24 protein-coding genes are annotated in these 25220 nt (G+C 69.0%); 17 read left to right on the top strand and 7 right to left on the bottom strand.

Features of this window, described 5'->3' with window-relative positions:
• Positions 1-271: 271 nt before the first annotated feature.
• Positions 272-2131 (bottom strand): FAD-dependent oxidoreductase, encoded by a 1860-nt coding sequence (locus tag N5079_RS32970; protein WP_261588121.1) that lies wholly within the window; start codon positions 2129-2131, stop codon positions 272-274.
• A 270-nt stretch (positions 2132-2401) separates the two neighbouring features.
• Here N5079_RS32970 and N5079_RS32965 point away from each other — a divergent pair, with 270 nt between their 5' ends.
• Positions 2402-3280, top strand: coding sequence for an SCO6745 family protein (locus tag N5079_RS32965; protein WP_261588120.1), 879 nt, complete (start codon positions 2402-2404; stop codon positions 3278-3280).
• Positions 3281-3344: 64 nt separating this feature from the next.
• On the opposite strand, the gene N5079_RS32960 is transcribed toward N5079_RS32965, so the two are convergent.
• Positions 3345-3704 carry a DUF1801 domain-containing protein gene (locus N5079_RS32960; RefSeq protein ID WP_261588119.1) on the bottom strand — a complete coding sequence of 120 codons (360 nt, stop codon included), beginning with the start codon at positions 3702-3704 and terminating at the stop codon, positions 3345-3347.
• A gap of 244 nt (positions 3705-3948) precedes the next feature.
• On the opposite strand from N5079_RS32960, the gene N5079_RS32955 reads away from it, so the two are divergent.
• The gene (locus N5079_RS32955) at positions 3949-4377 is read left to right on the top strand and encodes a nuclear transport factor 2 family protein (protein ID WP_261588118.1); all 429 of its coding nucleotides are present in this window, start codon (positions 3949-3951) and stop codon (positions 4375-4377) included.
• A gap of 39 nt (positions 4378-4416) precedes the next feature.
• Positions 4417-4920 (top strand): ester cyclase, encoded by a 504-nt coding sequence (locus N5079_RS32950; RefSeq protein WP_261588117.1) that lies wholly within the window; start codon positions 4417-4419, stop codon positions 4918-4920.
• Between the two features lie 13 nt (positions 4921-4933).
• Here the strand turns inward: N5079_RS32950 and N5079_RS32945 are convergent, their stop codons facing one another.
• Positions 4934-5218, bottom strand: coding sequence for a YiaA/YiaB family inner membrane protein (locus tag N5079_RS32945; RefSeq protein ID WP_261588116.1), 285 nt, complete (start codon positions 5216-5218; stop codon positions 4934-4936).
• 175 nt (positions 5219-5393) lie between these two features.
• On the opposite strand from N5079_RS32945, the gene N5079_RS32940 reads away from it, so the two are divergent.
• The 8 genes from N5079_RS32940 to N5079_RS32905 all read left to right on the top strand — a co-directional run bounded on the left by N5079_RS32940 (position 5394) and on the right by N5079_RS32905 (position 12913).
• Positions 5394-7331 carry a glycosyltransferase family 2 protein gene (locus N5079_RS32940; protein ID WP_261588114.1) on the top strand — a complete coding sequence of 646 codons (1938 nt, stop codon included), beginning with the start codon at positions 5394-5396 and terminating at the stop codon, positions 7329-7331.
• 74 nt (positions 7332-7405) lie between these two features.
• A complete protein-coding gene (locus N5079_RS32935; RefSeq protein WP_261588113.1) occupies positions 7406-8443 on the top strand; it encodes an energy-coupling factor ABC transporter permease in 1038 nt (345 codons plus the stop codon).
• A 67-nt stretch (positions 8444-8510) separates the two neighbouring features.
• Positions 8511-9275, top strand: coding sequence for a cobalt ECF transporter T component CbiQ (gene cbiQ / locus N5079_RS32930; RefSeq protein WP_261588112.1), 765 nt, complete (start codon positions 8511-8513; stop codon positions 9273-9275).
• Complete coding sequence (locus N5079_RS32925; RefSeq protein ID WP_261588111.1) at positions 9272-10012, top strand: energy-coupling factor ABC transporter ATP-binding protein; 741 nt, start codon at positions 9272-9274, stop codon at positions 10010-10012. Before cbiQ ends, N5079_RS32925 begins: the two co-directional genes overlap by 4 nt.
• Before the next feature lie 58 nt (positions 10013-10070).
• Positions 10071-10415 carry an STAS domain-containing protein gene (locus tag N5079_RS32920; RefSeq protein WP_261588110.1) on the top strand — a complete coding sequence of 115 codons (345 nt, stop codon included), beginning with the start codon at positions 10071-10073 and terminating at the stop codon, positions 10413-10415.
• Positions 10416-10448: 33 nt separating this feature from the next.
• Positions 10449-11222, top strand: a complete 774-nt coding sequence (locus N5079_RS32915) for an SDR family NAD(P)-dependent oxidoreductase (protein ID WP_261588109.1) — start codon at positions 10449-10451, stop codon at positions 11220-11222.
• Between the two features lie 14 nt (positions 11223-11236).
• Positions 11237-12001, top strand: a complete 765-nt coding sequence (locus N5079_RS32910; protein WP_261588108.1) for a crotonase/enoyl-CoA hydratase family protein — start codon at positions 11237-11239, stop codon at positions 11999-12001.
• A gap of 291 nt (positions 12002-12292) precedes the next feature.
• The gene (locus N5079_RS32905) at positions 12293-12913 is read left to right on the top strand and encodes a rhomboid family intramembrane serine protease (protein ID WP_261588107.1); all 621 of its coding nucleotides are present in this window, start codon (positions 12293-12295) and stop codon (positions 12911-12913) included.
• An 87-nt stretch (positions 12914-13000) separates the two neighbouring features.
• Here the strand turns inward: N5079_RS32905 and serC are convergent, their stop codons facing one another.
• Positions 13001-14113: a phosphoserine transaminase gene (gene serC, locus N5079_RS32900; protein WP_261588106.1), complete on the bottom strand. Its 1113-nt coding sequence runs from the start codon at positions 14111-14113 to the stop codon at positions 13001-13003.
• A 151-nt stretch (positions 14114-14264) separates the two neighbouring features.
• Between serC and N5079_RS32895 the strand changes: the two genes are divergently transcribed.
• A complete protein-coding gene (locus tag N5079_RS32895) occupies positions 14265-17030 on the top strand; it encodes an ABC transporter substrate-binding protein (RefSeq protein ID WP_261588105.1) in 2766 nt (921 codons plus the stop codon).
• Between the two features lie 24 nt (positions 17031-17054).
• Here the strand turns inward: N5079_RS32895 and N5079_RS32890 are convergent, their stop codons facing one another.
• Complete coding sequence (locus N5079_RS32890) at positions 17055-18161, bottom strand: citrate synthase 2 (RefSeq protein ID WP_261588104.1); 1107 nt, start codon at positions 18159-18161, stop codon at positions 17055-17057.
• Between the two features lie 171 nt (positions 18162-18332).
• On the opposite strand from N5079_RS32890, the gene pdxH reads away from it, so the two are divergent.
• Positions 18333-18977, top strand: a complete 645-nt coding sequence (gene pdxH / locus N5079_RS32885) for a pyridoxamine 5'-phosphate oxidase (RefSeq protein WP_261588103.1) — start codon at positions 18333-18335, stop codon at positions 18975-18977.
• An 84-nt stretch (positions 18978-19061) separates the two neighbouring features.
• Here pdxH and N5079_RS32880 read toward each other — a convergent pair whose 3' ends face one another.
• Positions 19062-19640 carry a UdgX family uracil-DNA binding protein gene (locus tag N5079_RS32880; protein WP_261588102.1) on the bottom strand — a complete coding sequence of 193 codons (579 nt, stop codon included), beginning with the start codon at positions 19638-19640 and terminating at the stop codon, positions 19062-19064.
• Between the two features lie 108 nt (positions 19641-19748).
• Here N5079_RS32880 and N5079_RS32875 point away from each other — a divergent pair, with 108 nt between their 5' ends.
• The 4 genes from N5079_RS32875 to N5079_RS32860 all read left to right on the top strand — a co-directional run bounded on the left by N5079_RS32875 (position 19749) and on the right by N5079_RS32860 (position 24019).
• A complete protein-coding gene (locus N5079_RS32875) occupies positions 19749-20453 on the top strand; it encodes a metal-dependent transcriptional regulator (RefSeq protein ID WP_261588101.1) in 705 nt (234 codons plus the stop codon).
• 123 nt (positions 20454-20576) lie between these two features.
• A complete protein-coding gene (locus N5079_RS32870; protein WP_261588100.1) occupies positions 20577-22802 on the top strand; it encodes a SpoIIE family protein phosphatase in 2226 nt (741 codons plus the stop codon).
• Between the two features lie 239 nt (positions 22803-23041).
• On the top strand, positions 23042-23818 hold the full coding sequence (locus N5079_RS32865; protein WP_261588098.1) for an alpha/beta fold hydrolase: 777 nt from the start codon (positions 23042-23044) through the stop codon (positions 23816-23818).
• 39 nt (positions 23819-23857) lie between these two features.
• Complete coding sequence (locus tag N5079_RS32860; RefSeq protein ID WP_261588097.1) at positions 23858-24019, top strand: hypothetical protein; 162 nt, start codon at positions 23858-23860, stop codon at positions 24017-24019.
• A 50-nt stretch (positions 24020-24069) separates the two neighbouring features.
• On the opposite strand, the gene N5079_RS32855 is transcribed toward N5079_RS32860, so the two are convergent.
• Positions 24070-25215 (bottom strand): acyl-CoA dehydrogenase family protein, encoded by a 1146-nt coding sequence (locus N5079_RS32855; RefSeq protein ID WP_261588096.1) that lies wholly within the window; start codon positions 25213-25215, stop codon positions 24070-24072.
• Positions 25216-25220: the final 5 nt, after the last annotated feature.

Raw genomic sequence — 25220 nt, 5'->3', positions numbered from 1 at the left:
GTCCTGGGCGCCGACGACGGCCAGTAGTGCGAGTGGCTCGACGGCGGGCCGCGTCCTGCGGAGGGCCGAACCAGAGCAGGCGCTGCCGTCCGTCCTCGTTGAACTGGGTCAGGCAGGTGAGCTCGTGATCCCCACGAACGGGTGGACGATGCGCTTGCGCCTTATCAGAGAAAATGCCCACTACGATGCCGAAGGTCTGGGGTTCGATTCCCCAGGGCGGCTCTCGTGTTGAGGCCCCTGACCAGGAGTTTCCGTGGTCAGGGGCCTTGTGCTAGGCGTTGATTTCCAGGGCCACCCGTACCGCGGACTCCAGGGCGCCCTCGATCCAGGAGTGCTTGAGCGAGGTGTGCTCGCCGGCGAAGTGGAGGGGGCCTTCGGCTGTGGCGATGTTCGGGTGGATCTCGGTCATCTGGCCGGGCGTGAAGACCGCGGCCTCGCCGAAGGCGTATCGGTTGCGCATCCAGCTCTGGGTCTGGCCACGGCCGGTGTAGAACTCCGCTATCCGGTCGCCGTGCACCTCCTGAAGCCCGCGCAGGGCGTAGCCGTACCGCTCGTCGTCGTCCATGGAGTCCCAGCGGGTGGCGTCGTCCGCCCACGAGTAACTGGCCAGCACGACCCCGCCCTCGCTGCCCGGGATCCGGTGTGAAGGGAAGTAGATGAACCGGTTGGCGTTGTCGCAGACCGACCCGCCGCCCGCCACGTGGGTCACCGGCCCGGGGCGGTAGCCGGCGCCCAACTCGCGCTTCCAGTCCTCCTCGGTGAACTCCCACCAGCGCTTGCGGAACTCGAGGAGCACCTTGGTGGCCGAGTCGTAGTGCAGCTCGATCACCGCCCGTCGCTTGGGGTAGGAGAGAGCCGGGGCGATCTCGACGTGGCGCAGCGCGGAGAACGGAACCGTGATGATCGCGACATCGCCCTCGAACGTCTCACGTCGGACCTGCGGCGCGAATTTCGACTCGGTGCTGCCTGTCTCGCTGACCGTCGAGATGCGCACGCCCCGGCCGGAGGTGTCGATCCGTACGGCCCTGCGGTCCATGTGCAGGTTGTCCCGGAGGGCGGGCTCCAGCTTGTACGGCAGCTCCCGGGTGCCTCCCGCCAGCTCCCAGTAGCTGACCGCCGGATTGACCAGGCTGCGGGTGAGGAACGTGTGCATGAACGACAGCGGCAGCCGGGAGGTCAGGTTCTCCAGGGTGCCGATGGCGTCGATCGCCTCGTCGCCGAGCTTGGCGTGTTCCTTCAGGTAGCCGTACATCGAGTAGCCGTCGAAGTCGTACAGCAACCGGGCCCAGCCCTCGATCAGCTCCGGCAGCGGCTTGTCGATCCGCCCTCCGGACTTCGCGACGGAGATGTAGTCCCTGGCGGGGTCGAGTGCCTCGTCGAGGATCTGGGCGGCGGACCTGCCGTCCTTCAGGCCGAACGAGGCGTTGATCTTACGCGGGCTGGCGGCGTACTCATCGCGCCGCTGCGTGATTCCGTTGACGTGGATGAAGGTGTGGTTCATGCGCTCCGGAGCCGTGAACGACCCCTTTGACGGGCCGGAACGCCACACCTCCCCCTTCCTTGAGGTGTACACGACCGGTGGGATCGGCCCGCTCGGCACGGCCCCGGGCGACACGTCGACGTTGTAGAACGGACGGCGGGTAATCCCGAGCTTGTCGATCAGCGCCAGCGTGAGCGGGTGGAAGTCCGGAATGCGCATCGCCCCCGCTTCGGCGTACTGAAGCCTGTCGCTGAACCCCGTCTGGAAGGTCTTGATCCGGCCGCCGATCCGGTTGCCGTTGGCCTCGATGAGCGTGACCTGGTGTCCGGCCTGCTTCAGCAGCGTCGCGGCCACGAGACCGGAGATCCCCGCTCCCACGATCAGCACCCTCTTGGGTGTGCGGGCCTTCGGCAGGCCCTTGTCGATGAGGATCTGGAGGTACCTGTGCTTGAGGTCGGTCCCGTCCTCCTCGACGAGCAGGAGGTCGCGCGCCACCCGCAGGCAGGTCTGCCAGCGCTCTCCTCCGTACGGCTCCCGCGCCGCCGACGCGGGGACCGTATCTGATGCGGCGCCGAGGGCCGGACTCATCACCGATCCCACGGCGCCCAGGCCGGCCAGTTTCGCGAACCCACGCCGGTCGATTGTGACCACGAACTCTCCTCCTCCGAGACAGTTACCGGAGGCAGTTTCGGAGCAGCCCTCACCAGGCGCGACGCGACGCGCCAAGGGCGAGCAAATGGTGTACCAGGCAATCGTCAAGAGCGCCGCAGATTTCCGGATAAGTGGCGCGGGTCGGGGACCAGGGCCGGGCGGGAAGCCGCGGCGCCGGCCTTAACCAGCTATTTGGGATTGACCAGTGATGTGCTTCCGACCTAGAGTCACTGGCGTACTCAAACTAGACAGTGATGATTGAGGTGTGTGATGTCCACATTTTCCAAGCTGGCGCGGCAGATGTGGCACCAGATCGAGCCGGTGCACGCGGCCCTGTACTTCTCTCACCAGGCCTTCGACGAGGCTGGGCAACTCGGCTACGACATCGAGTCGCGCTGGCCCAGCTACTTCGCCTGGCGTACGGCACCGCTCGGCGCGGCCGGGCCCAAGTTGGTCGCCGCCACCTACTACAGCTTCAGCCCCAGCATGATCGCCGAGTACGTGCCGGGGATCTGGGCCACGGCACGGCCCGAGCAGGTGCTCGACGCCCGGCTGCGGGCGATGGACCGGACCTTCCGCACTTTTCTCGGCGAGAGAATCGCCATGCCGGAGATCGCCGAAGCCGCCAAGCTGGCCGTAAGAGCCGCCGAGAGCGCCGGGGTCGCCCATCGGCCGCTGGCCGCCGCCAACCTCGACCTGCCCTGGCCCGATGAGCCGCACCTCGCGCTGTGGCAGGCGTACACCGTGCTGCGCGAGCACAGAGGCGACGGCCACCTGGCCGCTCTGGCGGCCGCGAACTTGGACGCGTGCGAGGCGTTGGTCTCCTTCGCCGCTGTCGGCGCCGCCCCGGTGGAGAACTTCGCGGGGCGCGGATGGAACGCCGACGAATGGGCGGCCGCCCGTGACCGGCTGGCCACCCGCGGCCTGGTCGACGCGGACGGTGTCGCCACCTCGGCGGGCCGGGCGCTGCGTGACCAGGTCGAGCGGACCACCGACGAGCTCGCGGCCGGGCCGTGGCGTGCCCTCGGACCGGAGCTGGCCGAACGGCTCGCCCAGCTCAACCAGCCTGTGCTGGGCGCGGTGTTCGAGTCGGGAATCCTGCCCATGGTCAGCACTCTGGGCATCGGAACCGTACGGGCGCCCGAATGAGGAGCCAGGCGGCGATCACTCGCGTACAGCGACGCCCGCCGCATCGGGCCTGGCCGCCGTGCACTCATTCGTCCATGAGCGCTACCCAGTCGTTGATCAGCTTGGTCAATACCGCCTTGTTGGCCTCTATCTCCGCCATGGAGTGGAACTTGATGTAAGCCCTCCCCTTGGGGCCCTTTTCCAGCAGGCCGGAGTCGTCGCTCAGCAGCGCGCCCTTGTGCCAGATTATGGGCACGTAGTTCTTCACCCTCGGATTGATGGAGGCCATGTCCTCCTTGTAGTAGAAAGACGGACCTCCCCATTTGATGTCTTCTTCTATTCCGGGACTCGCTCCCATGATGACGGCCCGCACGGCTTCGATCTCCGCTTTGAACGGGTGATCGAGCTTGCTCATAAAGTCGTCTACCTTTTCGGTGTTAATCACGTTGTGGATGTTAAGTCATTACAGCAAAGGGCGCAATCTTCCAACGTGCTCTTCCTGGGCGGCGGGTGGCGATCACTGGCCGTGCCGCCGAAGCTGAAGACCTGCGGTGATGGGCGCGGTGCGTGGAGATCGTGATTTCGCGTCCCGGTAAAGGGTCCCCTTGACCGGGCGCTTTACCAGGACGCCGGTACTGTGATTGCCAGAGCGAGACCTGATTGGCGGTGCGGGAAAGGGGGAGCCGTCGATGTCGGATGCCGAGGTGGTGGACCGTTTGATGGCCGCGATCACTAATCGCGATCTTGAAGCGGTCGTCCGCTGCTACAGCCCGAACGCCGTCGCCGTCGGGCCTCAGGGGGTGGCCGAGGGTCGCGACGAGATCGCCGCCTACCACGCGCAAGCCTGGGAAGCCTTTCCCAATGCGTCCGTGATGATCTGGAAAAAGAACACATTCGACGACCTGGTGGTAGTCGAGATGTCCAGTACGGTCACGCACACGGGACCATTCCTGCTGCCCTCCGGAGAGATGCTGGAGCCGACCGGCAAGAACACCAGCATGCGATCTTGCTGGGTCTTCACGGTGGAAGACGACCTCGTCGCCACCCAGCGCGTCTATTACGACCAGATGGAGCTCTACTCCCAACTCGGCGCCAAGCTGGACTCACCCGAAACGTGATCAGCCCTCCGCGCACGGCGGGAAGCGCCCGGCCGTGACGTGGCGGGTGAGATCGTCTTTGCGCGCCCCCTGTTAGCGTGGCTCTATGCGGGAGAGGGGGCCGTCGAGATGTATGACGTCCGAGAGGTCGCCGATCGCATGTTCGGCGCTCTGAACGATCACGACCTCGGCGCGCTGGCGCGATGCTTTGATCCGTACGCCGTCTATATCGCTTCCGGCGGCATGGCGGAGGGGCGTGAGCAGATCGTCTCCTTCTTCGAATATCTGTTCAGCGCCTTTCCTGATTTGCGGTTCAGGATTGTGGCCAAGGTGGTCGCCGATGACCTCGCCATCACGGAATGGACGCTGACGGCGACGCACAAGGGTGACTTCCTGATGCCGGACGGCCAGACGATCCCGGCGACCGGCCGTCACATCACGCTCCGGGGGTGCAGCGTGAGCGAGGTGGAGAACGGCCTGATCGTCAACCACCGTGCCTATTTCAACGCGCTCGACGAATACGCCCAGCTCGGCGTCCACCTCGTTTCAGAAGCCGGCAGCTGAGGCGGCGCCTTGCTCAGTCGTTCTTGAAGGGGTCGTGCTCGGCGAGCAGTTTGTCGAGCCTGGCCTGGTCGACCCGGCTGACGACGGCGGCCTCCTCCTGCCGGTCCCGGACGCACTTGGCCAGTGTGAAAGCCGAGGTCACCACGTACAGCAGCCCGATGGCCAGGAACGAGCGAACCCACGATGTCACCGGGAGGTAGGCGATGCCCAGCGCCAGGGCGGCGAGGGACAGCCCGAACGAGATGACGGCTTGCGCGTAGAACGCTGTTGTCGTTGTGGTTTTCACCGGTCGAGTCATGTGTCCCATCGTCGACGCCGTCACGGCCCGCGTCCTGAGCGCGACTACTTAAGTTACCCATGAGTACGGCCCCCGCCCTCGGCGTGCGTGACGTGCTCGCCTGGTACGAACATCTGGCGGGCCGGATAGTGGAAGCGGCCCGTGACGTTGCAGTTCGGTCACATAATGAAAACCAATGAACGCGGAGAGTGACCATCCGGTCGACGTCAGCATCCTTGTGCCGGCGCCTGACTGCCGCGCGCACGCCGACCGCCGTCCTCACCTCGACCGCCGGGACAGTCTCGACCGTCGCGAGAATCCCGACCGCCGCGAGAATCCCGGCTGCCGCGAGAATCCCGGCTGCCGGGACAGTCTCGACTGCCGGGCGAATCTGGACCGGTGCCTCACGTCCCTGCTCGTTCAGCGGGTGAGCAAGGAGATCATCATCGTGGACGGCGGCTCGTCCGTCGACATCAGGGCGCTCCTCGATCTCTACGCCGCATATCACCCGAGCGTGATCAGGGTGATCGAGGAGGATCACCGGGGCACCGCGAGCAGGCCGCGCAACCGCGCCCTCGCGGAGGCGAGGGGCCGGTACGTCTTCTTCTGCGACGCCGACGGTTTCGTCGGCCCGGAAGCGCTGCGGCGGATGGTGGCGATGGCCGACAGGAACGGCTCCGGCATCGTTCTCGGCCGGATCGTCGCGCAGCCCGGCGATCGGTCCGTACGCCCACGCGACTTCCCCTTCCACGAGGACGCCGACCGGGTGACCTTGGGCGGCGCCTCACGCGGCGGCGCCGCCTACGACGTCCTCACCTGCTCCGCGCTCTTCCGCCGGGCCATGCTGGAGCGGCACCGGATCCGGTTCGACGAGAGCCTCCGGACGGGCCAGGACATGGTCTTCGCCGCCCACGCCTACTGCCATGCCTACTGCGACGCCGACGTGTTGTCCGTGGTCGCCGATCAGGACTGCTACCACCTCCCCTCCCGCCCCGGCCGGGATCCGCTCGCCTTCCTGCGGGCCGTACGCACCGCGATCGAGCTGATGGCGCGGCATGTCCCGCCTGGACCGCTCCGCGATCGCCTGCTCCTCCGGCACTTCAAGCTCGACGTCTTCCCGGAACTCCGCGCGCCGTTTCTGGCCGCCGACGAGGCGACCCGCGAGAAGATCGCCATCGAGGTCGCCGACCTGTGCTCCCAGTGGCTCACCCAGGGAGTGCTCGACCGCCTGGACGCCGCCGACCGGCTCCGGGCCGCGGCGCCGCGCGACCTCGCCAGGCTGGTACGGCTGGCAGGCGTCCAGACGGCCCCGCTCCGGCATCGCCTGACGGCCCTGGAGTGGGACGGCGACCGCCTGGCCGTCTCCGGATTTGCCGCGCTCACCGGGTTCCCGGGAGAGGCGGGCCTCGTGCTGCGGGAGCGCACGTCCCGGGAGGAACGGCCGGCGGCCGTCACCGGCGTCGCCGATTTGTTCAGCGTGGCCCTCGAGGTGACCTCGCTCCCCGCCGGCGTGTGGGACGTCCATGCCGCCGTTCACTGCGAGGGCGTCCGGCGGCTGGCGCGGCTGGGGTCCGAACGTGATCCGGGGGTGCGGCCGCCCCCTCCGCGCTTCGCGTCCGGTGTCGTCGTCGTGCCCTTTCTCACCCGATCGCACGGCAATCTCAGCCTCGATGTCGGCGGCCGCCTCCTCCGCGTCCCCGGTTCCGTACGGCTGACGCGCGCCGAGTGGGCCGGGCGGAGGCTGCGCGTCGAGGGCCAGGTGCACGTGGGTGACGCGCCGGGTGCGGCAGCCGTACGGCATCTCGTCTGGCGGGAGCGGGCGTCGGGGCGGGAGCGGCGCGCGGCCGTGACGGCGACGGGGCCGCACACGTTCACGGCGGAGACCGGCGGGTTCGACGCCGGGACGTGGGACGCCTACCTGGAGCTCGACGTGGGCGGTCCGCCCGCCCGGTTCCCCGTCAAGGTCGGCGGTCCCGAGACGCTCGGGCGCACCATGCGATGGTGGCGCGGCCTCGTCCGGTGGACCGCCCGCCCGTATGCCACAGCCGTCAACCGGCGCCTCAGCACGTCGGTCCGCGCGGCCACGCCTCTCACACTTCTCCGGCGAATGTTCCGCCGTCTGCGCCGTCGCTAGATGCGAACTGTTTGCAACTACAACTCCATGTCCTAGAGTTGGGGACAGATCCACCCAGTTCGGAGGGGCTTGCTGTGCATGTACCCGATGGGTTCTTCGACGTTCCCGTCTCCGTCGGCGCGGGGGCCTTCGCGGCCGCCGGGATGGCCGTCTGCCTGAAGCGCGCCCAGCGCGAGCTCGACGACCGGACCGCCCCCATGGCCGGTCTCGTGGCGGCGTTCATCTTCGCCGTCCAGATGCTCAACTTCCCCGTCGCGGCCGGCACCAGCGGTCACCTGCTCGGAGGGGCGTTGGCCGCGATCCTCGTGGGGCCCTACACGGCCGTGTTATGCGTGGCCGTCGTGCTGATCGTGCAGGCGTTCTTCTTCGCCGACGGCGGGCTCACCGCGCTGGGCGTCAACATCACGCTCATGGCGATCGTCACCACGGTCGTCGGCTGGGCCGTCTTCCGTCTGATCACCGGGAGCGGGATCCGCCGGGCCGGGCCGCGCGGCCGTACCGCCGTGGTGGCGGGGTCGTTCGCGGCCGCGGTGGTGTCCGTGCCCGCGGCCGCCCTCTGCTTCACGGGGCTGTTCTGGCTCGGCGGCACCGCGCCGATCGAGGTGTCCTCCGTGGCCGCGGCGATGGGCGGCGTGCACGTCCTGATCGGCCTCGGCGAGGCGCTGATCACCGCGCTCACCGTCAGCAGTGTGCTCGCCGTACGCCCTGACCTGGTGTACGGCGCGCGGGGCCTGGCGGCGCCGCTGGTGCTCAAGACGGCCGACGGGGAGATCCCGGTCGAGCGGCCCGCTGCCGCGCCGAGGCGAGGGCTGCGGCCGATCCTGGTCGGCGGCGGGCTCGTCGCCCTCCTGCTCGCCGGGGTCGTCTCGTTCTACGCCTCCAACTCGCCGGACGGGCTCAACAAGGTGGCCGCCGACAAGGGCTTCAACGCGCACGAGAAGCCGAGTGAGCTGGGGAACGGCCCGCTGGCCGGTTACAGCGTCAAGGGGATCGGCGACGCGCGGCTGTCGGGGGGCCTCGCGGGAGTCGCGGGAGTGGCTCTTACGGTCGCCGGCGGCGGCGGGATCTTCTACACGGTCCGGCGCAGGCAGCGCCACAAGGTCACAGCGTGAGCCACGTGAGCCACGTGAGCCACGTGAGCGAAGTGAGCCATGTGAGCCGCCGCAGGGTGGGCCACCGGTGAGCGCGGGGCATCATCACCAGCTCTACCGGCCAGGGGACACGCTCGTGCACCGGCTTCCGCCACAGTGCAAGCTGCTGGCCGCGGCGGCTTTCGCGGTCGCGGTGGTCGCGACGCCCCGTGAGAGCTTCTGGGCGTTCGGGGTCTACGCCCTTCTGCTGGCGGGCGTGGCGGTGGCCGCGCGAGTCCCGGCGCCCTTCATCCTGCGGCGCATGGTGATCGAGGTCCCCTTCGTGCTGTTCGCGGTGGCGATCCCGGTCATCGGCCTGGGGGAGCGGGTGGACGTGCTCGGTGTTTCGCTGAGCGTCCCGGGCCTGTGGGCGGCGTGGAACGTCCTGGCCAAAGCGACCCTCGGTGTGATCGCCTCGATCCTGCTGGCGGCCACCACGGAGCCCCGGATGATGCTGCTGGGCGCGGAGCGGCTCCGGCTGCCGCGGCTGCTCGTGCAGATCGCGACGTTCATGCTCCGCTACATGGACGTGATCCTCGACCAGATGCGCCGGATGCGGATCGCCCGGGAATCGCGGGGATTCGTGCCCAGGGACATCCGGCAGGCGCCCGTGCTGGCGAAGTCGGCGGGGGCGCTGTTCATCAGGTCGTACGAACGGGGTGAGCGGGTGCATCTCGCGATGCTGAGCCGTGGCTACACCGGCGAGATGCCGATGATCCGGGAGCTGCCGGCGTCCGCACGGCAGTGGGGGGCCGCCGCGCTCCTTCCCGGCCTCGCGGCGGCGACGGCCGTGCTGTCGTGGAGCCTCACATGACCGCCACGTCGCTGAAGGTCAGCAGCCTCGCCTACGCCTATCCCGACGGGACGCAGGCGCTCTTCGGCGTGGACCTGACCATCGGGCGGGGGGAGCGGGTCGCGCTCCTGGGGCCGAACGGCGCGGGGAAGACCACGCTGGTCATGCACCTCAACGGCATCCTCACCGCCGGTCACGGTTCCGTCGAGGTGGCCGGGCTGCCCGTGCGCGGGGACACGCTCCGGGAGATCCGCCGCCGGGTGGGGCTGGTGTTCCAGGACCCCGACGACCAGCTCTTCATGCCGACCGTGCGGGAGGACGTCGCGTTCGGCCCGGCCAACCTTGGCGTGCGGGGGGCGGAGCTGGAGCAGAGGGTGAAGGACGCGCTGGAGCGGGTCGGCATGCTGGAGGCGATCGACCGGCCGCCGCACCACCTGTCCTTCGGCCAGCGGCGGCGCGTGGCGGTGGCCACCGTGCTCGCGATGGAGCCGGAGATCCTCGTGCTGGACGAGCCGTCGTCCAATCTCGACCCCGCGTCCCGCCGCGAGCTCGCCGAGATTCTGAGAAGTCTGGACGTGACGGTGCTGATGGTCACGCATGACCTGCCGTACGCGCTGGAGCTGTGCGAGCGCTCGCTGATCCTCTCCGGCGGGGTGATCGCGGCCGACGGGCCCACGCGCTCCCTGCTCGCCGACGAGGAGCTCTTGGCCGCCCACCGCCTGGAACTGCCGTACGGCTTCGCCGTATCCGCTCATTGACGTCCGCTCATAGAGGGTGATGCGCAAGTAAAGTGGGCCTCGCGGAGGAGGTTCGACGATGAAGCTGCGGCTCGCGCGCCGTTCGCTCTCGGGCGCCGTCGTCGTGGCGGTCGAAGGCGAGCTCGACCTTTTCACCGCTCCGTTCCTGCGGGACGAGGTGCGCGACGCCATCACGAAGGACGGCGCCACGCTGGTCCTCGACCTCGCAGCCCTGTCGTTCATGGACTCCAGCGGCCTGAGCGTGCTCATCGAGGCGTGGCGGCTCGCCACGAGCGAGGGCGGCGGCGTCTGCCTGGCCGCGCCACAGGCACCCGTGGCCCGCATCCTCCGCACGACCGGTCTTGACCGGCGCATCAGGGTCTACCCCGATGTCGACACCGCGATTTTGAACCACCCCGAGTAGAACTTCATTCGGTTGGGGCGTTAAGGTCCGGCTATGGACCTGAACGGAGCAGCAGCAATCATCTCGGGCGGTGCCAGCGGCCTCGGTGAGGCCACGGCCCGTGAGCTGGCGAGCGTCGGCGCGACCGTGGTCATCGCCGACCTGAACGTAGAGCGCGGCAAGGCTCTCGCCGACGAGCTCGGCGGCGTGTTCGCGCAGACCGACGTGTCCGACGAGGCCTCGGTGCAGGCCGCCGTGGACGCGGCGGTGGCCACCGGCAAGCCGTTGCGCGCCGTCGTCAACAGCGCGGGCATCGGATGGGCGTCCCGGACCGTCAACCGCGACGGCTCTCCGCACGACCTGGCCTCCTACCGCAAGGTGATCGACGTCAACCTGATCGGCACGTTCAACCTCATGCGGATCGGCGCGGCGGCGATGGCGAAGACCGGGCCGGCCGACGCCGACGGCGCGCGTGGCGTGGTCATCAACACCGCCTCGGTGGCGGGCATCGAGGGCCAGACCGGCCAAGTGGCGTACTCGGCGTCCAAGGGCGGCATCATCGGCATGACCCTTCCGGCCGCCCGTGACCTGGCGGCGATCGGCGTCCGCGTCCTGACGATCGCCCCCGGCATCATCGACACCCCGATCTACGGCTCCGGCCCCGAGTCCGAGGCGTTCAAGGCCAAACTGGCCGCGCCCGTGCCGTTCCCCAAGCGGATGGGCCGCGCGTCGGAGTTCGGCCATCTCGTCCGCGCGCTGATCGAGAACGACTACATGAACGGCGAGGTCATCCGCTTCGACGGCGGCATCCGCTTCCAGCCCAAGTAACCGAGTGAGGTCAAGTGTCTGACGAGGTTCTCGTATCGGTGGACGGCGGCGTCGCCGTCATCACGATCAACCGTCCGCAGGCCAGGAACGCGATCAACGGCACCGTGGCGCGCGGCATCGCCGCCGCCGTGGACGAGCTGGACGAGCGCAAGGACGTGTCGGTCATCGTCCTCACGGGCGCGGGCGGCACGTTCTCCGCGGGCATGGACCTGAAGGGCTTCCTCAACGGCGACATGCCCGTCGTCGAGGGGCGCGGGTTCGGCGGGCTGACCGAGGCCCCGCCGCTGAAGCCGCTCATCGCCGCGATCGAGGGCTACGCCCTCGCGGGCGGCTTCGAGCTGGCCCTCGCGTGCGACATCGTCGTCGCCTCCGAGGAGGCCAGGTTCGGCCTGCCGGAGCCCAAGCGCGGCCTGGTGGCCGGTGCGGGTGGGATCATGCGGCTGCCGCGGCGTGTTCCGTACCACGTGGCCATGGAGATCGCCCTGACTGGAGATCACTACCCCGCGTCCCGGCTCTACGAGCTGGGTCTGGTCAACCGGATCACGCCCGCGGGGGAGGCCCTCGACGGGGCACTCGCCATGGCTCGCGCGATCGCCGCGAACGCCCCTCTGGCTCTCGCGGCGACCAAGAAGGTGATCGTGGAGTCCGCGGACTGGCCGCGGGAGGAGATGTTCGCGAAGCAGGGGGCGATCGTCAACCCGGTCTTCGGCTCGAAGGACGCCATGGAGGGCGCGGCGGCCTTCGCCGAGAAGCGCGCGCCCGTCTGGAAGGGCGAGTAGCAGCCTTTCCCCGTTCCCCGCGAGGGCATGATCGGTCCTCGCGGGGAACGGGCGTGGTCGCTCCTCGAAGGGGGCCGCCGCGGCGCGGTCGCCAGGAATCCGTGCATGATCACGAGGCGGCGACGCAAGGGGTCCGGGAACGTATGCATGATCACGAAGCGGTGACGCAGCGGGTCCGGGAACGTGTGCATGATCACGCCGGGGTGGCGCAGGGGTTCGGGAACGTGCGCATGATCACGCCGGGGGTGGGCAGAGCGACCGTTCGTGACCGCAACTGCGTACGGTGAAGGCATGAACGATTCCGGGACCGGGCTTCCCCCATCCGGCCGGTCGCTGCGGGATCGCACGGCCAGGCTCCTGAGCGGGGCACTGGGCAGCGCGATCGTGATGTTCGTCCTTGTCTCCGCCATGTGGGCGATCGAGGTCGTCGACTACGTCGAGGACGGGCGCCTCGACCGCTACGGCATCGTCGCGCATGAGCCGGACGGCCTGGCCGGGATCCTCTTCGCCCCGTTCCTGCACGCCGGGTTCGCGCACCTGATGGCCAACTCGGTGCCGCTGCTGATCCTTGGCTTCCTGGCGGCCATCCGGGGGCTCGGGCGGTTTCTCGCCGCCAGCCTCCTCATCATCGTGGTGAGCGGTCTGGGCGTCTGGTTCACCAGCCCGCCCAACACACTGACAGTGGGCGCGAGCGGCCTCGTTTTCGGATATTTCGGTTATGTCGTAGCTCGGGGGCTGTTCGATCGCCGGGCCCTCGACATCCTGCTCGGCGTGGTCGTCGCCGTGCTCTACTACTCGATCCTCTGGGGAGCCCTGCCGAGCCAGCCGGGGATCTCCTGGCAGGGGCATCTCTTCGGCCTGATCGGCGGTGTCCTCGCCGCCTGGCTGCTGCGCCGCCGCAGGCCCTCCTGACGGCCTCCACGCCGTCGTAAGACAGAAACACCACAGGCCCGCGCCGCGATGCGGCACGGGCCTGCTCAGCCGTACGGCGGGGCGGTTCTAGAGCCGCTCGACCACGTAGTCGACGCAGGTTGTGAGCGCCTCGATGTCGGCCGGGTCGATGGCCGGGAACATCGCGACGCGGAGCTGGTTGCGGCCCAGCTTCCGGTAGGGCTCGGTGTCCACGATGCCGTTGGCCCGCAGGACCTTGGCGACCGCCGCGGCGTCCACGGAGTCGTCGAAGTCGATGGTGCCGACGACGTTGGAGCGCTGCGCCGGGTCGGCGACGAACGGCGTGGTGTAGGACGTCTTCTCGGCCCACGTGTACAGCCGCGAGGCGGAGTCGGCCGTGCGGGCCGTCGTCCACGCCAGGCCACCCTGGGAGTTCATCCAGTCGAGCTGGTCGGCCAGCAGGAACAGTGTGGCGACCGCCGGGGTGTTGTAGGTCTGGTCCTTCGACGAGTTGTCGATCGCCGTCGGGAGACTGAAGAACTCGGGGACGAACCGGCCGCTGTCCGCGATCTCGCACACCCGGGCCAGGGCCTTGGGCGAGAACAGCGCGAGCCAGAGGCCGCCGTCGGAGGCGAAGCTCTTCTGGGGCGCGAAGTAGTAGACGTCGAACTCCTCGGCGGAGACGGGCAGGCCGCCCGCGCCGCTCGTGGCGTCGACCAGGACCAGCGAGTCGTCCTCGACGACCCGCTTGACCGGCATGGCCACGCCGGTCGAGGTCTCGTTGTGGGTCAGGGCGTAGACGTCCACGCCCTCCTCGGCCACCGGAAGCGGGTGGCTGCCCACCTCCGACTTGATGACGGTCGGCTCGCCGAGCCAGGGCGCCTTCTTTGCGACCGTGGCGAACTTGGACGAGAACTCGCCGAAGTTGAGGTGCTGCGACCGCTCCCGGATCAGCCCGAAGGAGGCGATGTCCCAGAACGCCGTGGTGCCGCCGTTGCCGAGCACGACCTCATACCCCTCGGGGAGGGAGAACAGGTCGGTCAGCCCCGCGCGAACCCGGGCGACCAGGTTCTTGACGGGCTTCTGGCGGTGGGACGTGCCCATGAGGCTCGCGCCGGAGTCGGCGAGCGCGGCGAGCTGCTCAGGGCGTACCTTCGAGGGCCCGCAGCCGAAACGGCCGTCTGCGGGCTTGATGTCAGCGGGAATCACGATGTCAGCCACGTGGTCCAGCGTAGTAACCCCGGAGGGCGGTCCTGACCCGGGTCCGCCATGTGAGATATGCGAGATCTATAGCGAACGCGCGATTCGGGATGCCACCCTGAGATCTTCATAGGAACCCGCTCGCCGATCAGCTTTCAGAGGGATCCCCGCATTGCCCGATCTGCACGGCGTCATCGAGGGACTGGTCCGTAGGCCGTTTTTCTGGCGAGCGGACGCGCCACTGCCCATCCTCGTCATCACCGGTGAGGCCGACCACGCTTCCGAGGTCGCCAAGCAGCTCGCCGCGCCGTTCGAGGACTCGCTCCCGCACGCGTCGGTCAGATCGGGAGAGCACGACACTCTTGGTGACCTCGTCTCGGCCCTGGCGGGGGAGCAGGGGCAGCTGGGCAAGCCGGTGGGCGGGTCGTTCCTGCCCGCGCCGCGCTTCCCGCTCGTTCAGTTCGTTCTGTGGGCCCGCCGCCAGCGCGCCGAGCGGCCGGCGGCGGACGCCTCGGAGACCTCCTTCAACCGGTGGCCGCCGGATCCGCAATCGCGCAAGGGCCAGGAGGAGTTCAAGGAGCGGCTCAAGGTCTGGCGGAGGGGCCGGTACGGCGGAGACCGGGGACGCAGGACGGCCGTCGACTTCATCGGGCGGGCGGCCTACACCTGGGTGCCGCTGGGAACCCTGGCCGCGTGGTGGTTCGGAGGGCCGTCGGACCTGGTGGGCCTGCTCCCCTGGGTGCTCGGCGTGCTCGTGGCCACTTTGGGCACCGGGGTCCAGTCGTTGCTCTCCATCCGGGGGTCGCTCTTCAACCGGTGGTTCAGGCAACAGCCGTACCTGCCTCGAAAGCGCTTCGAACGCCTCCCGAGGTACGCGCTCCGCCTGGCCAACGCGAGCGAGGCGGACATCGACCGGCTGCTGGTCCATGCCATGTGCCAGGACCTCCACCAGGCGTACAAGAAGTGGCCGATCCCCTGGCCGAGCTGGGGCCGCGGCCTGTACGGCCTGCTGGTCCTGGAGGCGAGGAAGCCGGGAGAGGCCAACGAGAGGTTTCTGCGGATCCTGGAGGAGACCACAGAGGAGACGGGGCTGCTGGCCCCGGTCCTCGTGCTGGCCGCGATGCCGCAGGCGCTCACCGCCGAGCGGCCGCCGACGCCGCCGCTGGAGCTGGGACGACTCCCGAAGGCGGTCGATGGATGGCGGGAGACGGTGCGGCGGCGGGTGCCCCGCCTCAGGCTGGTCGTCGACGCGGCCGGGACCCCGCCCGGGGACGACTACCGGTTGAGGCTCTACCCGAGCGTGGCGCGGGCGATCGGCTACTGGTCCGTGGTGGCGCTGCTGCTCGTCGGCCCCGCCGTGTGGCTCATCCGGAACCAGCAGGACATCGACGCGCACTGCGGCGGCCTGCCCTGGGTCGAGCGGATCGGTGCGGAATGCATCGGCATCGTCAACGCCACGGGACCCGCCCCCGAAGGCCTGTTCGGCGGCCCGGTCACAAAGTTGGTCAAGCAGATCGATCAGAACAACACCGTCGCCAGGAACTCGGGGGCCTATGTCAGCGTGGTCCTCTTCGGAGAGTTCTCGATCAAGAACCCGTCGCCGGAGGACCCCCGGTTCGCGGGCGCCCTCTCCGAGCTGACGGCCATGGAGGAGTACCAGCGCGCGGTCACCAGCACCCCCCGCCTCCAGATTCTGATCGCGAACTCCGGCGAGGACTTCGGCCAGGGGCGACGCGACGCCGAGCTGATCAGCGGCCTCGGAGAACAGGATCCGCACGTGGTCGGCGTGGTGGGCTTCCCGCGGAGCGTGGAGGGGGTGGAGCAGGGGATCGGTGTGCTGCACGCGGCGAAGATCCCGATGGTCGGGACCACCGCGACCGCCGACCGCTTCGGATACGTCCAGGACGGCTCGATCCACGTCAGCGGCGGCAACCGCCTCCCGGGCTATCCGTCTCCCTACTACTTCCATGTGGGCCCGACGAACTTCAGAGAGGCGACGCTGGCCGCCAGGTTCGCCCGGCACGACCTCCTGTCCGGCGTGGCGTCCCCGTCAGCGGTGATCATCCGGGACGGGTCGCCCGGTGACGAGTACACGAACAACCTGGCCGACGACTTCACCGCGGCGCTGAGCGCGGAGCACATCAGGCTCCACGATCCCGTGTACTACAGCGTCCAGGGAGGAGGCATCACCAAGGCCACCCAAGACGCGTGCAGGAGCAATGCGGATCTGTACTTCTACGCCGGCCGCGCCCCGGAGTTCCTCGACTTCCTGCGGGCGGTCGAGGGCGAGTCGTGCGGTCCGGAAAAGGTGAAGGTCCTCGCGAGCGACGACGTCATCAAGGTGGTCGCCGACCACGGCGGGCAGATCCAGGACCTGAAGCGGGTCGAGGTCTACTACTCGGCCCTGGCGAGCCGGGAGCTGTGGCGGACGGGTCCGACACCGACCGGGTTCATCCTGGGTCTGTTGCAGGGCAGGCTCAGCAAGGCGTCGGAGGACAATCTCATCCTCACCTACGATGCCGTCAGCGTCTTCTATCAGGCGGCGAGCACCGCCTATCGCTCGGGCGCACTGCCCAGCAAGGGGGACATCCTCTACGAGCTCGCCCGCATCTCCGGGAGCTCGGCGTGGAACGGTTCGAGCGGGGTGATCGACTTCGCTGACACGGAAAGACACGACCCCGTCGACAAGGTCATCGCGATCATGAAGGTGGCCGACTCCAAGTCGGGGAGCTCCGTCCCCAAGGTCCGCTGCGGGCGGCTGAGAGTCGAGGAGAGGTCAGAGGTGAACCCTCTCTGTAAAGATCTCCCGGACGCCCCCGCGCGGACGCCGCGCCCGAACGGCGGGGCCCCCGAGACGGCGCGCCCAACCGGCACGGCCCCGGAAACGGCCCCGGAAACGGCCCGCTCCGGGGAGCGGGCCGTCGATTCGGCGGGATGACGTCAGGCCTGCGCCGGGAGTGGGTCAGACCTTGCCGACGACCTCGCCGGCGCCGGGCACGTCGTTGACCGAGCGCTGCGGCGGGCCCACGTAGGTCGCGCTGGGGCGGACGAGCCTGCCCGTGCGCTTCTGCTCCAGGATGTGGGCGGCCCAGCCGGCCGTACGGGCGCACGTGAACATGGACGTGAACATGTGCGCGGGAACCTCGGCGAAGTCGAGGATGATCGCTGCCCAGAACTCCACGTTCGTCGCGAGGACCCGGTCCGGCTTGCGGGCGTGCAGCTCCTCGAGCGCGGCCGTCTCCAGCGCGGCGGCGACCTCGTAGCGCGGCGCGCCCAGCTCCTTCGCAGTACGGCGGAGTACGCGGGCGCGGGGGTCCTCGGCGCGGTAGACCCGGTGGCCGAAGCCCATGAGCCGCTGGCCCTTGTCCAGCTCGCTCTGGACGTACTTTTGGGCGTCTCCCATCTGCTCGACGCCTTCGATCATGTGCAGCACGCGGGCGGGGGCGCCCCCGTGCAGCGGGCCGGACATCGCGCCCACCGCGCCCGACAGGGCCGCGGCCACGTCGGCGCCCGTGGAGGCGATCACCCGGGCGGTGAACGTGGAGGCGTTCATGCCGTGCTCGGCGGCGGAGGTCCAGTACGCGTCGATGGCCTTGACGTGCTTGGGGTCGGGCTCACCGCGCCAGCGGATCATGAATCGCTCGACGATGCTCTCGGCCTCGTCGACGCGCTTCTGGGGGACCATGGGCAGTCCCAGGCCGCGGGCGGACTGGGCGACGAACGACAGGGCGGTCACCGAGGCGCGCGCGAGGTCCTCGCGGGCCTGGTCGTCGTCCACGTCGAGCAGTGGCCGGAAGCCGAAGGCCGGGGCCAGCATCGCCAGCGCGCTCTGCACGTCGACGCGGATGTCACCGGAGTGGACAGGAACGGGGTACGGCTCCGCCGGGGGCAGGCCCGGCTGGAATTTGTTGTCGACGAGCAGGCCCCAGACGTGTCCATAGGAGACGTTGCCCACAAGCTCTTCGATGTCGACGCCCCGATAACGAAGGGCGCCCCCTTCTTTGTCCGGTTCCGCGATCTCGGTCTCGAAAGCCACTACGCCTTCGAGCCCGGGTTTGAAGTCGGACATACTCGGCCGCCTCCCTCTCTTGTGAAGTCAAAAGCCTTGATGTCGAGATACCGGCGGGTCAATTTAACCCTCAGGGCGTCACTGGTCTGCCCCCGGTCCCTCCCAAACACCGTTCTCCCTGGTAGGGGGCGGTGCGCCAGACATCTGCCAAGCGCGCAACAATACCGTTCCGTGGACAGCGCTTCCCAACTCCCCGGGCTCCGGCACAGCTACGAGGGTGAGCCCCTGCTCGAATCCGACATGGCCGACGATCCGGTGGCGCAGTTCACACTGTGGTTCGCCGACGCGGTCGCCGCCGGGCTTCCCGAACCCAACGCCATGATTCTCGCCACCAGCTCCGCCGGGGGCCGTCCCTCGGCCCGGACCGTTCTGCTCAAGGGGTTCGACGAGCGGGGCTTCTCCTTCTTCACCAACTACGAGTCCCGCAAGGGGCGCGACCTCGCCGAGAACCCGCGCGCCTGCCTCCTCTTCCCCTGGCACCCCATCCGCCGCCAGGTTCGCGTCGAGGGCCGGACAGTACGGCTCTCGCGCGACGAGACCGCCGCCTACTTCCACACCCGCCCGTACGGCTCCCGCATCGGGGCCTGGGCGTCGCGGCAGTCGGCCGTCGTCGGGTCGCGGGAGGAACTGGACGCGCGTTACCGGGAGCTGGCCGAGCGCTGGCCCGAGGACCCGCCGCTGCCCGAGTTCTGGGGCGGCTTCCGGGTGCTGCCGTCGGAGGTCGAGTTCTGGCAGGGCCAGACCGACCGCATGCACGACCGGATCCGCTACCGTCTCGCCGGAGGTTCCTGGGTCCGCGAGCGCCTCGCCCCCTGAACTGGCTCACGCGAGGCACGACCGGATCCGCTACCGCCTCGCCGGAGGCTCCTGGGTCCGCGAGCGCCTCGCCCCTGAACGGGCTCACGCGAGCGCGGCGGCGACCTTGAGGTCGGCGACGAAGCCCGCGTACGCCGTGTCCCGGTCCGGCGCGCGCAGGATCGCCGACGGATGGATCGTCGCCACGTAATACGCGCCCTCGCGACGCGGGACGGGCTCGCCGCGGTGCCGGGTCACCCTGAAGGACGGCCCCAGCAGGGCTCGCGCCGCTGTGGCGCCGAGGACCAGTGTCACGGCCGGGTCCACCAGCAGCATCTCGGCGTTGAGCCACGGCCGGCAGGCGTCTATCTCGGCCGCCGTCGGTTTCTGGTGAATTCTTCGCTTGCCGCGCGGCTCGAACTTGAAATGCTTGACCGCGTTGGTCACGTAGACCGCTTCACGGTCGATTCCCGCTTCTTCCAGCGCCTTATCGAGCATCCGGCCCGCCGGTCCGACGAATGGCGCTCCCCGGCGATCCTCCTGGTCGCCCGGCTGCTCGCCCACGAGCATGTAGCGGGCGTCGGGAGCGCCGTCTCCGAACACGGTCTGGGTCGCGTTCCGGTAGAGGTCACAGCCTTCGCAGCAGCGCGCCGCGTCCCGGAGGGCGGGCAGGCTGATCTCCACCGGAAGGAATCGCTCTGCTCCGATGTTTCCCACCCTAGGTCGCTTCCCCAATAGGGTCGGCTGCGAACACTCAGGGGGTCGTAGCATCGATACAGGACTGGAGGAATTTTGACCGCACACGGCCTGATCGACACAACGGAGATGTATCTCCGCACGATCTTCGAGCTTGAAGAGGAAGGAATCGTTCCGCTGCGCGCGCGCATCGCGGAGCGATTGCAGCAGAGTGGTCCCACGGTCAGCCAGACGGTCGCCAGGATGGAGCGTGACGGCCTCGTCAAGGTGCAGGGCGACCGCCACCTCAGCATGACCGATCTCGGGCGCACGCTGGCCATAAGGGTCATGCGCAAGCACCGCCTGGCCGAGTGCCTGCTGACCCAGGTGATCGGGATGCCCTGGGAGGAGGTCCACATCGAGGCGTGCCGCTGGGAGCACGTGATGTCGGAGTCGGTGGAGACCCGGCTCGTCGGCCTCCTCGACAACCCGCGGGCCTGCCCGCACGGCAACCCCATCCCCGGTCTGGCGGAGCTCGGCGTGGCCGAGTCTGATTTGACCAAGGATGAGCCAGTCTCTCCTATGGCCGATCTCGCAGGCCCGGCGGCGATCCCGGTTGTCGTGCGCCGAATTAGCGAACAAGTGCAAAGCGACCCCGCCGTGATGCTTAAACTCAAGCAAGTTGGGATACAACCCGGACGCGAGGTGACGCTCGCGGCGAGCGACGACGGTGTGCGGGTGACAGGTGACAGCGAAGCGGACGGCACTCTCGCGGAACTCCCGCGCGACGTCGCCGCGCACGTGTTCGTCACCAAGCGATGACCGAAAGAGTTGTGCCTGGTTGAATCCCCATAGGGAGCCCCTCCTCTCCCGCGACATCCCAACCCCTGCAGGAGTGTCCGTGGCCGGCGTAGCGAGCATCCGTCTCCAGGGGGTGGTCGAGGGATGAAACGTTGGGGGGATCTGTCGCAGGACGCCGCGGATCACCTGACCGCCGGTTCCGTGCTGGACCACGCGGAGATGGCGGTGGTTGTCACCGACAGATTCAGCAACGTTCTCTACTGGAACCCCTTCGCCGAGCGCCTCTTCGGCAGGCCCGGCCTCCCCTCCGGCAAGGAGTCCCTCCTCTCCCTGGGAATCATGGAGAAGGACCATCCGCTCGCGGTGGAGCTCGCCAAGCACGTGCTCCGCGGAGGCGTCTGGGAGGGCACCTTCGACGTCGTCCGCGGCGACGGCACCATGATCTACGTCCGGGCCCAGGCCGTGCCGCTGCGGCACCAGTCCGGGTCTGTCACCGGAATCGTGATCACCGCCCGTGAGGCGATGCGCAGCAACGAGCGCGAAAAAGACCGCTTCGGCCTGCTCGAACGCATCGGCGAGCGACTCGCCGGCTCTCTCTACGTGGAGGAGACGCTCAACCGGGTCGCCGAGATGCTGGTGCCCCAGTTCGCCGACCACTGCTTCATCGAACTGGTGGAGAGCGACCGGCTGGTGCGGAAGGTCTCCACGCACGTGAACGGCTGGTCGCCGCCGCCGGACACCTGGAGGCCGGTGGGCGCCGAGATCAGGTATCCGGCCGGCCACTACGCGGACACCGCGCTGCGCCGCCAGGAGACCATCCTCGTCGAGGACTTCTCCCAGGTCAGCTACCCGTCCCCCAGCGAGGGCTCCGCACGCATCTGCGGTGAGATCGGCATGACCTCCGCGATAGTCGCGCCGCTGTGCGCCCGCGGGGAGACGCTGGGCCTGATGTACCTCGGCATGTCGAACCTCACCGACCGGCGCTCCCCTCACTACGACGCGTTCGACCGGGACTTCGTGGGCGCCATCGCCACCCGGGTGGCCCTCGCCGTCGACAACGCCCTGCTCTTCGAGGAGGAGCGGCACACCGCCGAGTCCTTCCAGAAGCACCTGCTGCCCCGTGAGCTCCCGTCGCTCGACGGGCTGGAGATCGCCGTCCGCTACTACCCGGCGGCCCCGCTCGCGTCCCACGGGCAGGGCATCCAGACCCAGGTCGGCGGCGACTGGTACGACGTGATCCCGCTGTCCGCGGGACGGGTCGGCATCGTCATCGGCGACGTCGAGGGCAGGGGAGCCAAGGCCGCGGCCGTCATGGGCCAGCTCAGGGCCGCGCTGCGGGCCTTCGCGCAGGACGACAAGCCCCCCGCCGACATCCTCGCCCGCCTCGACGAGTGGACCCGGATCGTCGCCGCGCCCGAGCGCGACGACTTCGGCGCCGACATCACCAACCCGCCGATCGTCACCTGCCAGTACCTGGTATACGACGCGTGGTCGCGGCAGCTGTCGTTCGCCAACGCCGGCCACGCCCCGCCGTTGCTGATCGTCGACGGCAATGTCGCCGAGCTGGACATCACCGAGGTCGGCCAGCCGCTCGGCGTCCGCGCCAAGGGGATGCACGCCGACCTGGTCTACAAGGAGGAGACGCGGGTCCTTCCTCCGGGCGCGACCCTGCTGCTCTATACCGACGGCCTCGTCGACCGGCGCCCGCCCCGCGACTCCGAAGGGCCCTCGCTCAGCGACGACGAGACGCTCCAGATCCTCTGCGACAAGGTCGCGAAGATCTCCACCGAGCCGGTCGAGCGCATCGCCGACGTCGCCACCATCGCCGTTCCCGGCGAGATCGACGACGACATGGCCATCCTGGTCGTACGGTCGGTCGGGGCCGAGCTCGAGTTCGAGGAGCAGACGTTCCCCGCCCAGCCGATCATGGTGAGCGAGGCGCGGCGCATGGCGTCCGAGGCGTTCGAGAGCTGGCAGGTGCCCGAGGAGCGCGCCGAGCTGGCCTGCCTGCTCGTCTCCGAGGTCGTGACGAATGTGGTGCTGCACGCGGCCAGCGCGAGCATCCCGCGCCGTGAGCTGGTGCTCGACGGGCCTCCGCTGCCGTTCGACGAGTCCTGGGATGTGCCGGGCTTCGAAGAGGAGATCGCCGGGGACAAGGAGTTCACCCTGCGGCTCCGCCGGGGCAAGGAGTCCATCTGGGTCGAGGTCTTCGACCAGGACCTGCGACTGCCCCGCATCCGCAGCGCCGGGGAGAACGACGAGGGCGGCCGCGGCCTCTACCTCGTCGACCAGCTCGCCAACCGCTGGGGCTCCCGCCCGACCCGCGAGGGCAAGGCCGTCTGGTTCGAGATCCCCATCGGCGGCCGCTGACGGGCGTCCTCGCCGGCCAGGCTCGTTAGGTCGTGTCTGGACGCGTTCCGATTGGTGGCCCCTCAAGCGGCATGCCCGTGTGATGTGGTGGTCGCCGCGCTTCGCCGGGACATGCGGTCCTCGCGCCGGTCGCTTCGCTTGACCCGCGCTGCGGTTCTCGTCCCGCCATGCTGCGCTTCTCCCGGAAAACTCCCGCGTGTTCCTTGGTCTGCGCCGATTCGGGTGCTTGACTCGCAAGTATGGAGCTCGCCTACGACCGGCGTGGCAGTGGCTCACCGCTGGTCCTGCTGCACGGCATCTGCCATCACCGGCAGGGCTGGCTGCCCGTCCTCGATCTGCTCGCGGAACGGCACGATGTCATCGCGGTCGATTTCCCGGGGTTCGGGGAGTCGCCCCCGTTGCCGTCCGGCCTGCCGTACAACGCCGAGACGCTGGGCGTCGCGGTCGAGGAGTTCTGGACGCGGCTCGGGCTGAAGGACCCGCACGTCGCGGGCAACTCGCTCGGAGGCTACGTCGCGCTGGACTTCGCCTCTCGCGGGGCTGTCCGTACGGCTGTCGCGCTGTCGCCGACGGGGTTCTGGTCCCGGGCCGAGCACCTCTACGCACGGACCATGCTGCGGGTGCTCCGCGCGTCGGCGAGCGCCACTCCGCCTGGGGCCGCGACCGCGCTGGCCTCCTCGAAAGCCGGCAGGGCGGCGGCGATGGGGATGCTGGTGGCCAAGCCTTCCCAGATCTCCAGCCAGGCCCTGCTGGCGGCGGCCGAGGCCCTTCGCGGATGCCCGGGCTTCGACGAGACGTTGGAGTCGTTCGCCTGGATCGCGCCCCCTGCCCCGCCCAAGGTCCCCATCACGATCGCCTGGGGAGAGCATGATCGGCTGCTGCCGCGCCGCCAGGCCGTACGGGCGGCGCGGTGGGCGCAGCAGCGAGTCACGTTGCTGCCCGGCTGCGGCCACGTGCCGATGAGTGACGATCCCGCGCTCGTGGCGAAGGTGATCCTCGATAGCACTCGTGACTAGCGCACGCGCACGCGGGAATGGGGCCGCATACTGATCAGCATGGACCCCGGACTCATCCTTCTGGTCTTCCTGGCGTTCCTGTTCGCGTGGGCGCTGAACCGGGTTCGCAGGTTCTTCCGGCTGAGCCCGGTGGCCTATGCGGGCGTCGTGATCGTGTTCGTGCTGGTCATGCTGGCCATCTGGGGACAGCAGTTCCGCTGAGCGTGAGCCGTACGGCAGGCGCGGCCCTTGCCGTACGGCCTCCAGGGCGGTCAGAAGCCGAAGGACCGGCCGATGATCTCCTTCATGATCTCAGTCGTGCCGCCGTAGATCGTCTGGACCCGGCTGTCCAGCCAGGCCTTGGCGACGGGGTACTCCATCATGTAGCCGTAGCCGCCGTGGAGCTGGAGGCAGCGGTCGATGAGCTTGGTCTGCAGCTCGGTGGTCCACCACTTCGCCTTCGCGGCGTCAACGGCCGAGAGCTCCTTGGCGTTGAGGGCGAGGATGCACTTGTCCACGTAGTGGCGGGCGATTTCGACCTCGGTGGCCAGCTCGGCCAGCACGAACCGGGTGTTCTGGAACTGGCCGATGCTCTTGCCGAAGGCCTTGCGGTTCTTGCAGTACTCGATGGTCGCCTCAAGGACCGCCTCCGCCGAGGCGACCGCCCCGACCGCGATCGACAGCCGCTCCTGAGGCAGGTTGTGCATGAGCTGGAAGAAGCCCTGGCCGTCCTCCTCACCGAGACGGTTGGCCACGGGAACGCGGACGTTCTCGAAGAACAGCTCGGCCGTGTCCTGGGCGTGCATGCCGACCTTCTCCAGGTTGCGGCCGCGGGTGAAGCCCTCCATGCCCCGCTCGATGACCAGCAGCGTGGTGCCGCGGGCGCCGGCCGTCGGGTCGGTCTTGGTGACGGTCACGACAAGGTCCGAGTTGATGCCGTTCGTGATGAACGTCTTCTGTCCGTTGACCACGTAGTGGTCGCCGTCCCTGATCGCCGTGGTGCGGACGCCCTGCAGGTCGCTGCCCGCCCCCGGCTCGGTCATCGCGACGGCCGTGATCAGCTCGCCCGACGCGAACCCCGGCAGCCAGCGCTGCTTCTGCTCGTCGTTGGTCATGTCCACGAAGTAGGGGGCCATGACGTCGTTGTGCAGCGAGAAGCCTAGGCCGGTCGCCCCGATACGGATGATCTCCTCGGCGATGACGGTGTTGTAGCGGTAGTCCGTGATGCCCGACCCGCCGAACTCCTCCGGCACGGCGAAGCCGAACATCCCCAGCTCGCCGGCCTTCTTCCAGACCTCGCGGGGCACGATGCCGTCCTTCTCCCATTGCGGGTGGTGCGGGACCACCTCACGCGCCAGGAACTCACGAACGGTGTCGCGGAAGAGCAGGTGCTCCTCCTCGAAGAGGTCACGCCGCATGGATA

The organism is Planotetraspora sp. A-T 1434, assembly GCF_025420585.1.
Classification (GTDB): Bacteria; Actinomycetota; Actinomycetes; order Streptosporangiales; family Streptosporangiaceae; genus JAOEGB01.
The sequence above is the reverse complement of the archived record's forward strand: the minus strand, read 5'-3'. Positions and strand labels throughout refer to the sequence as shown.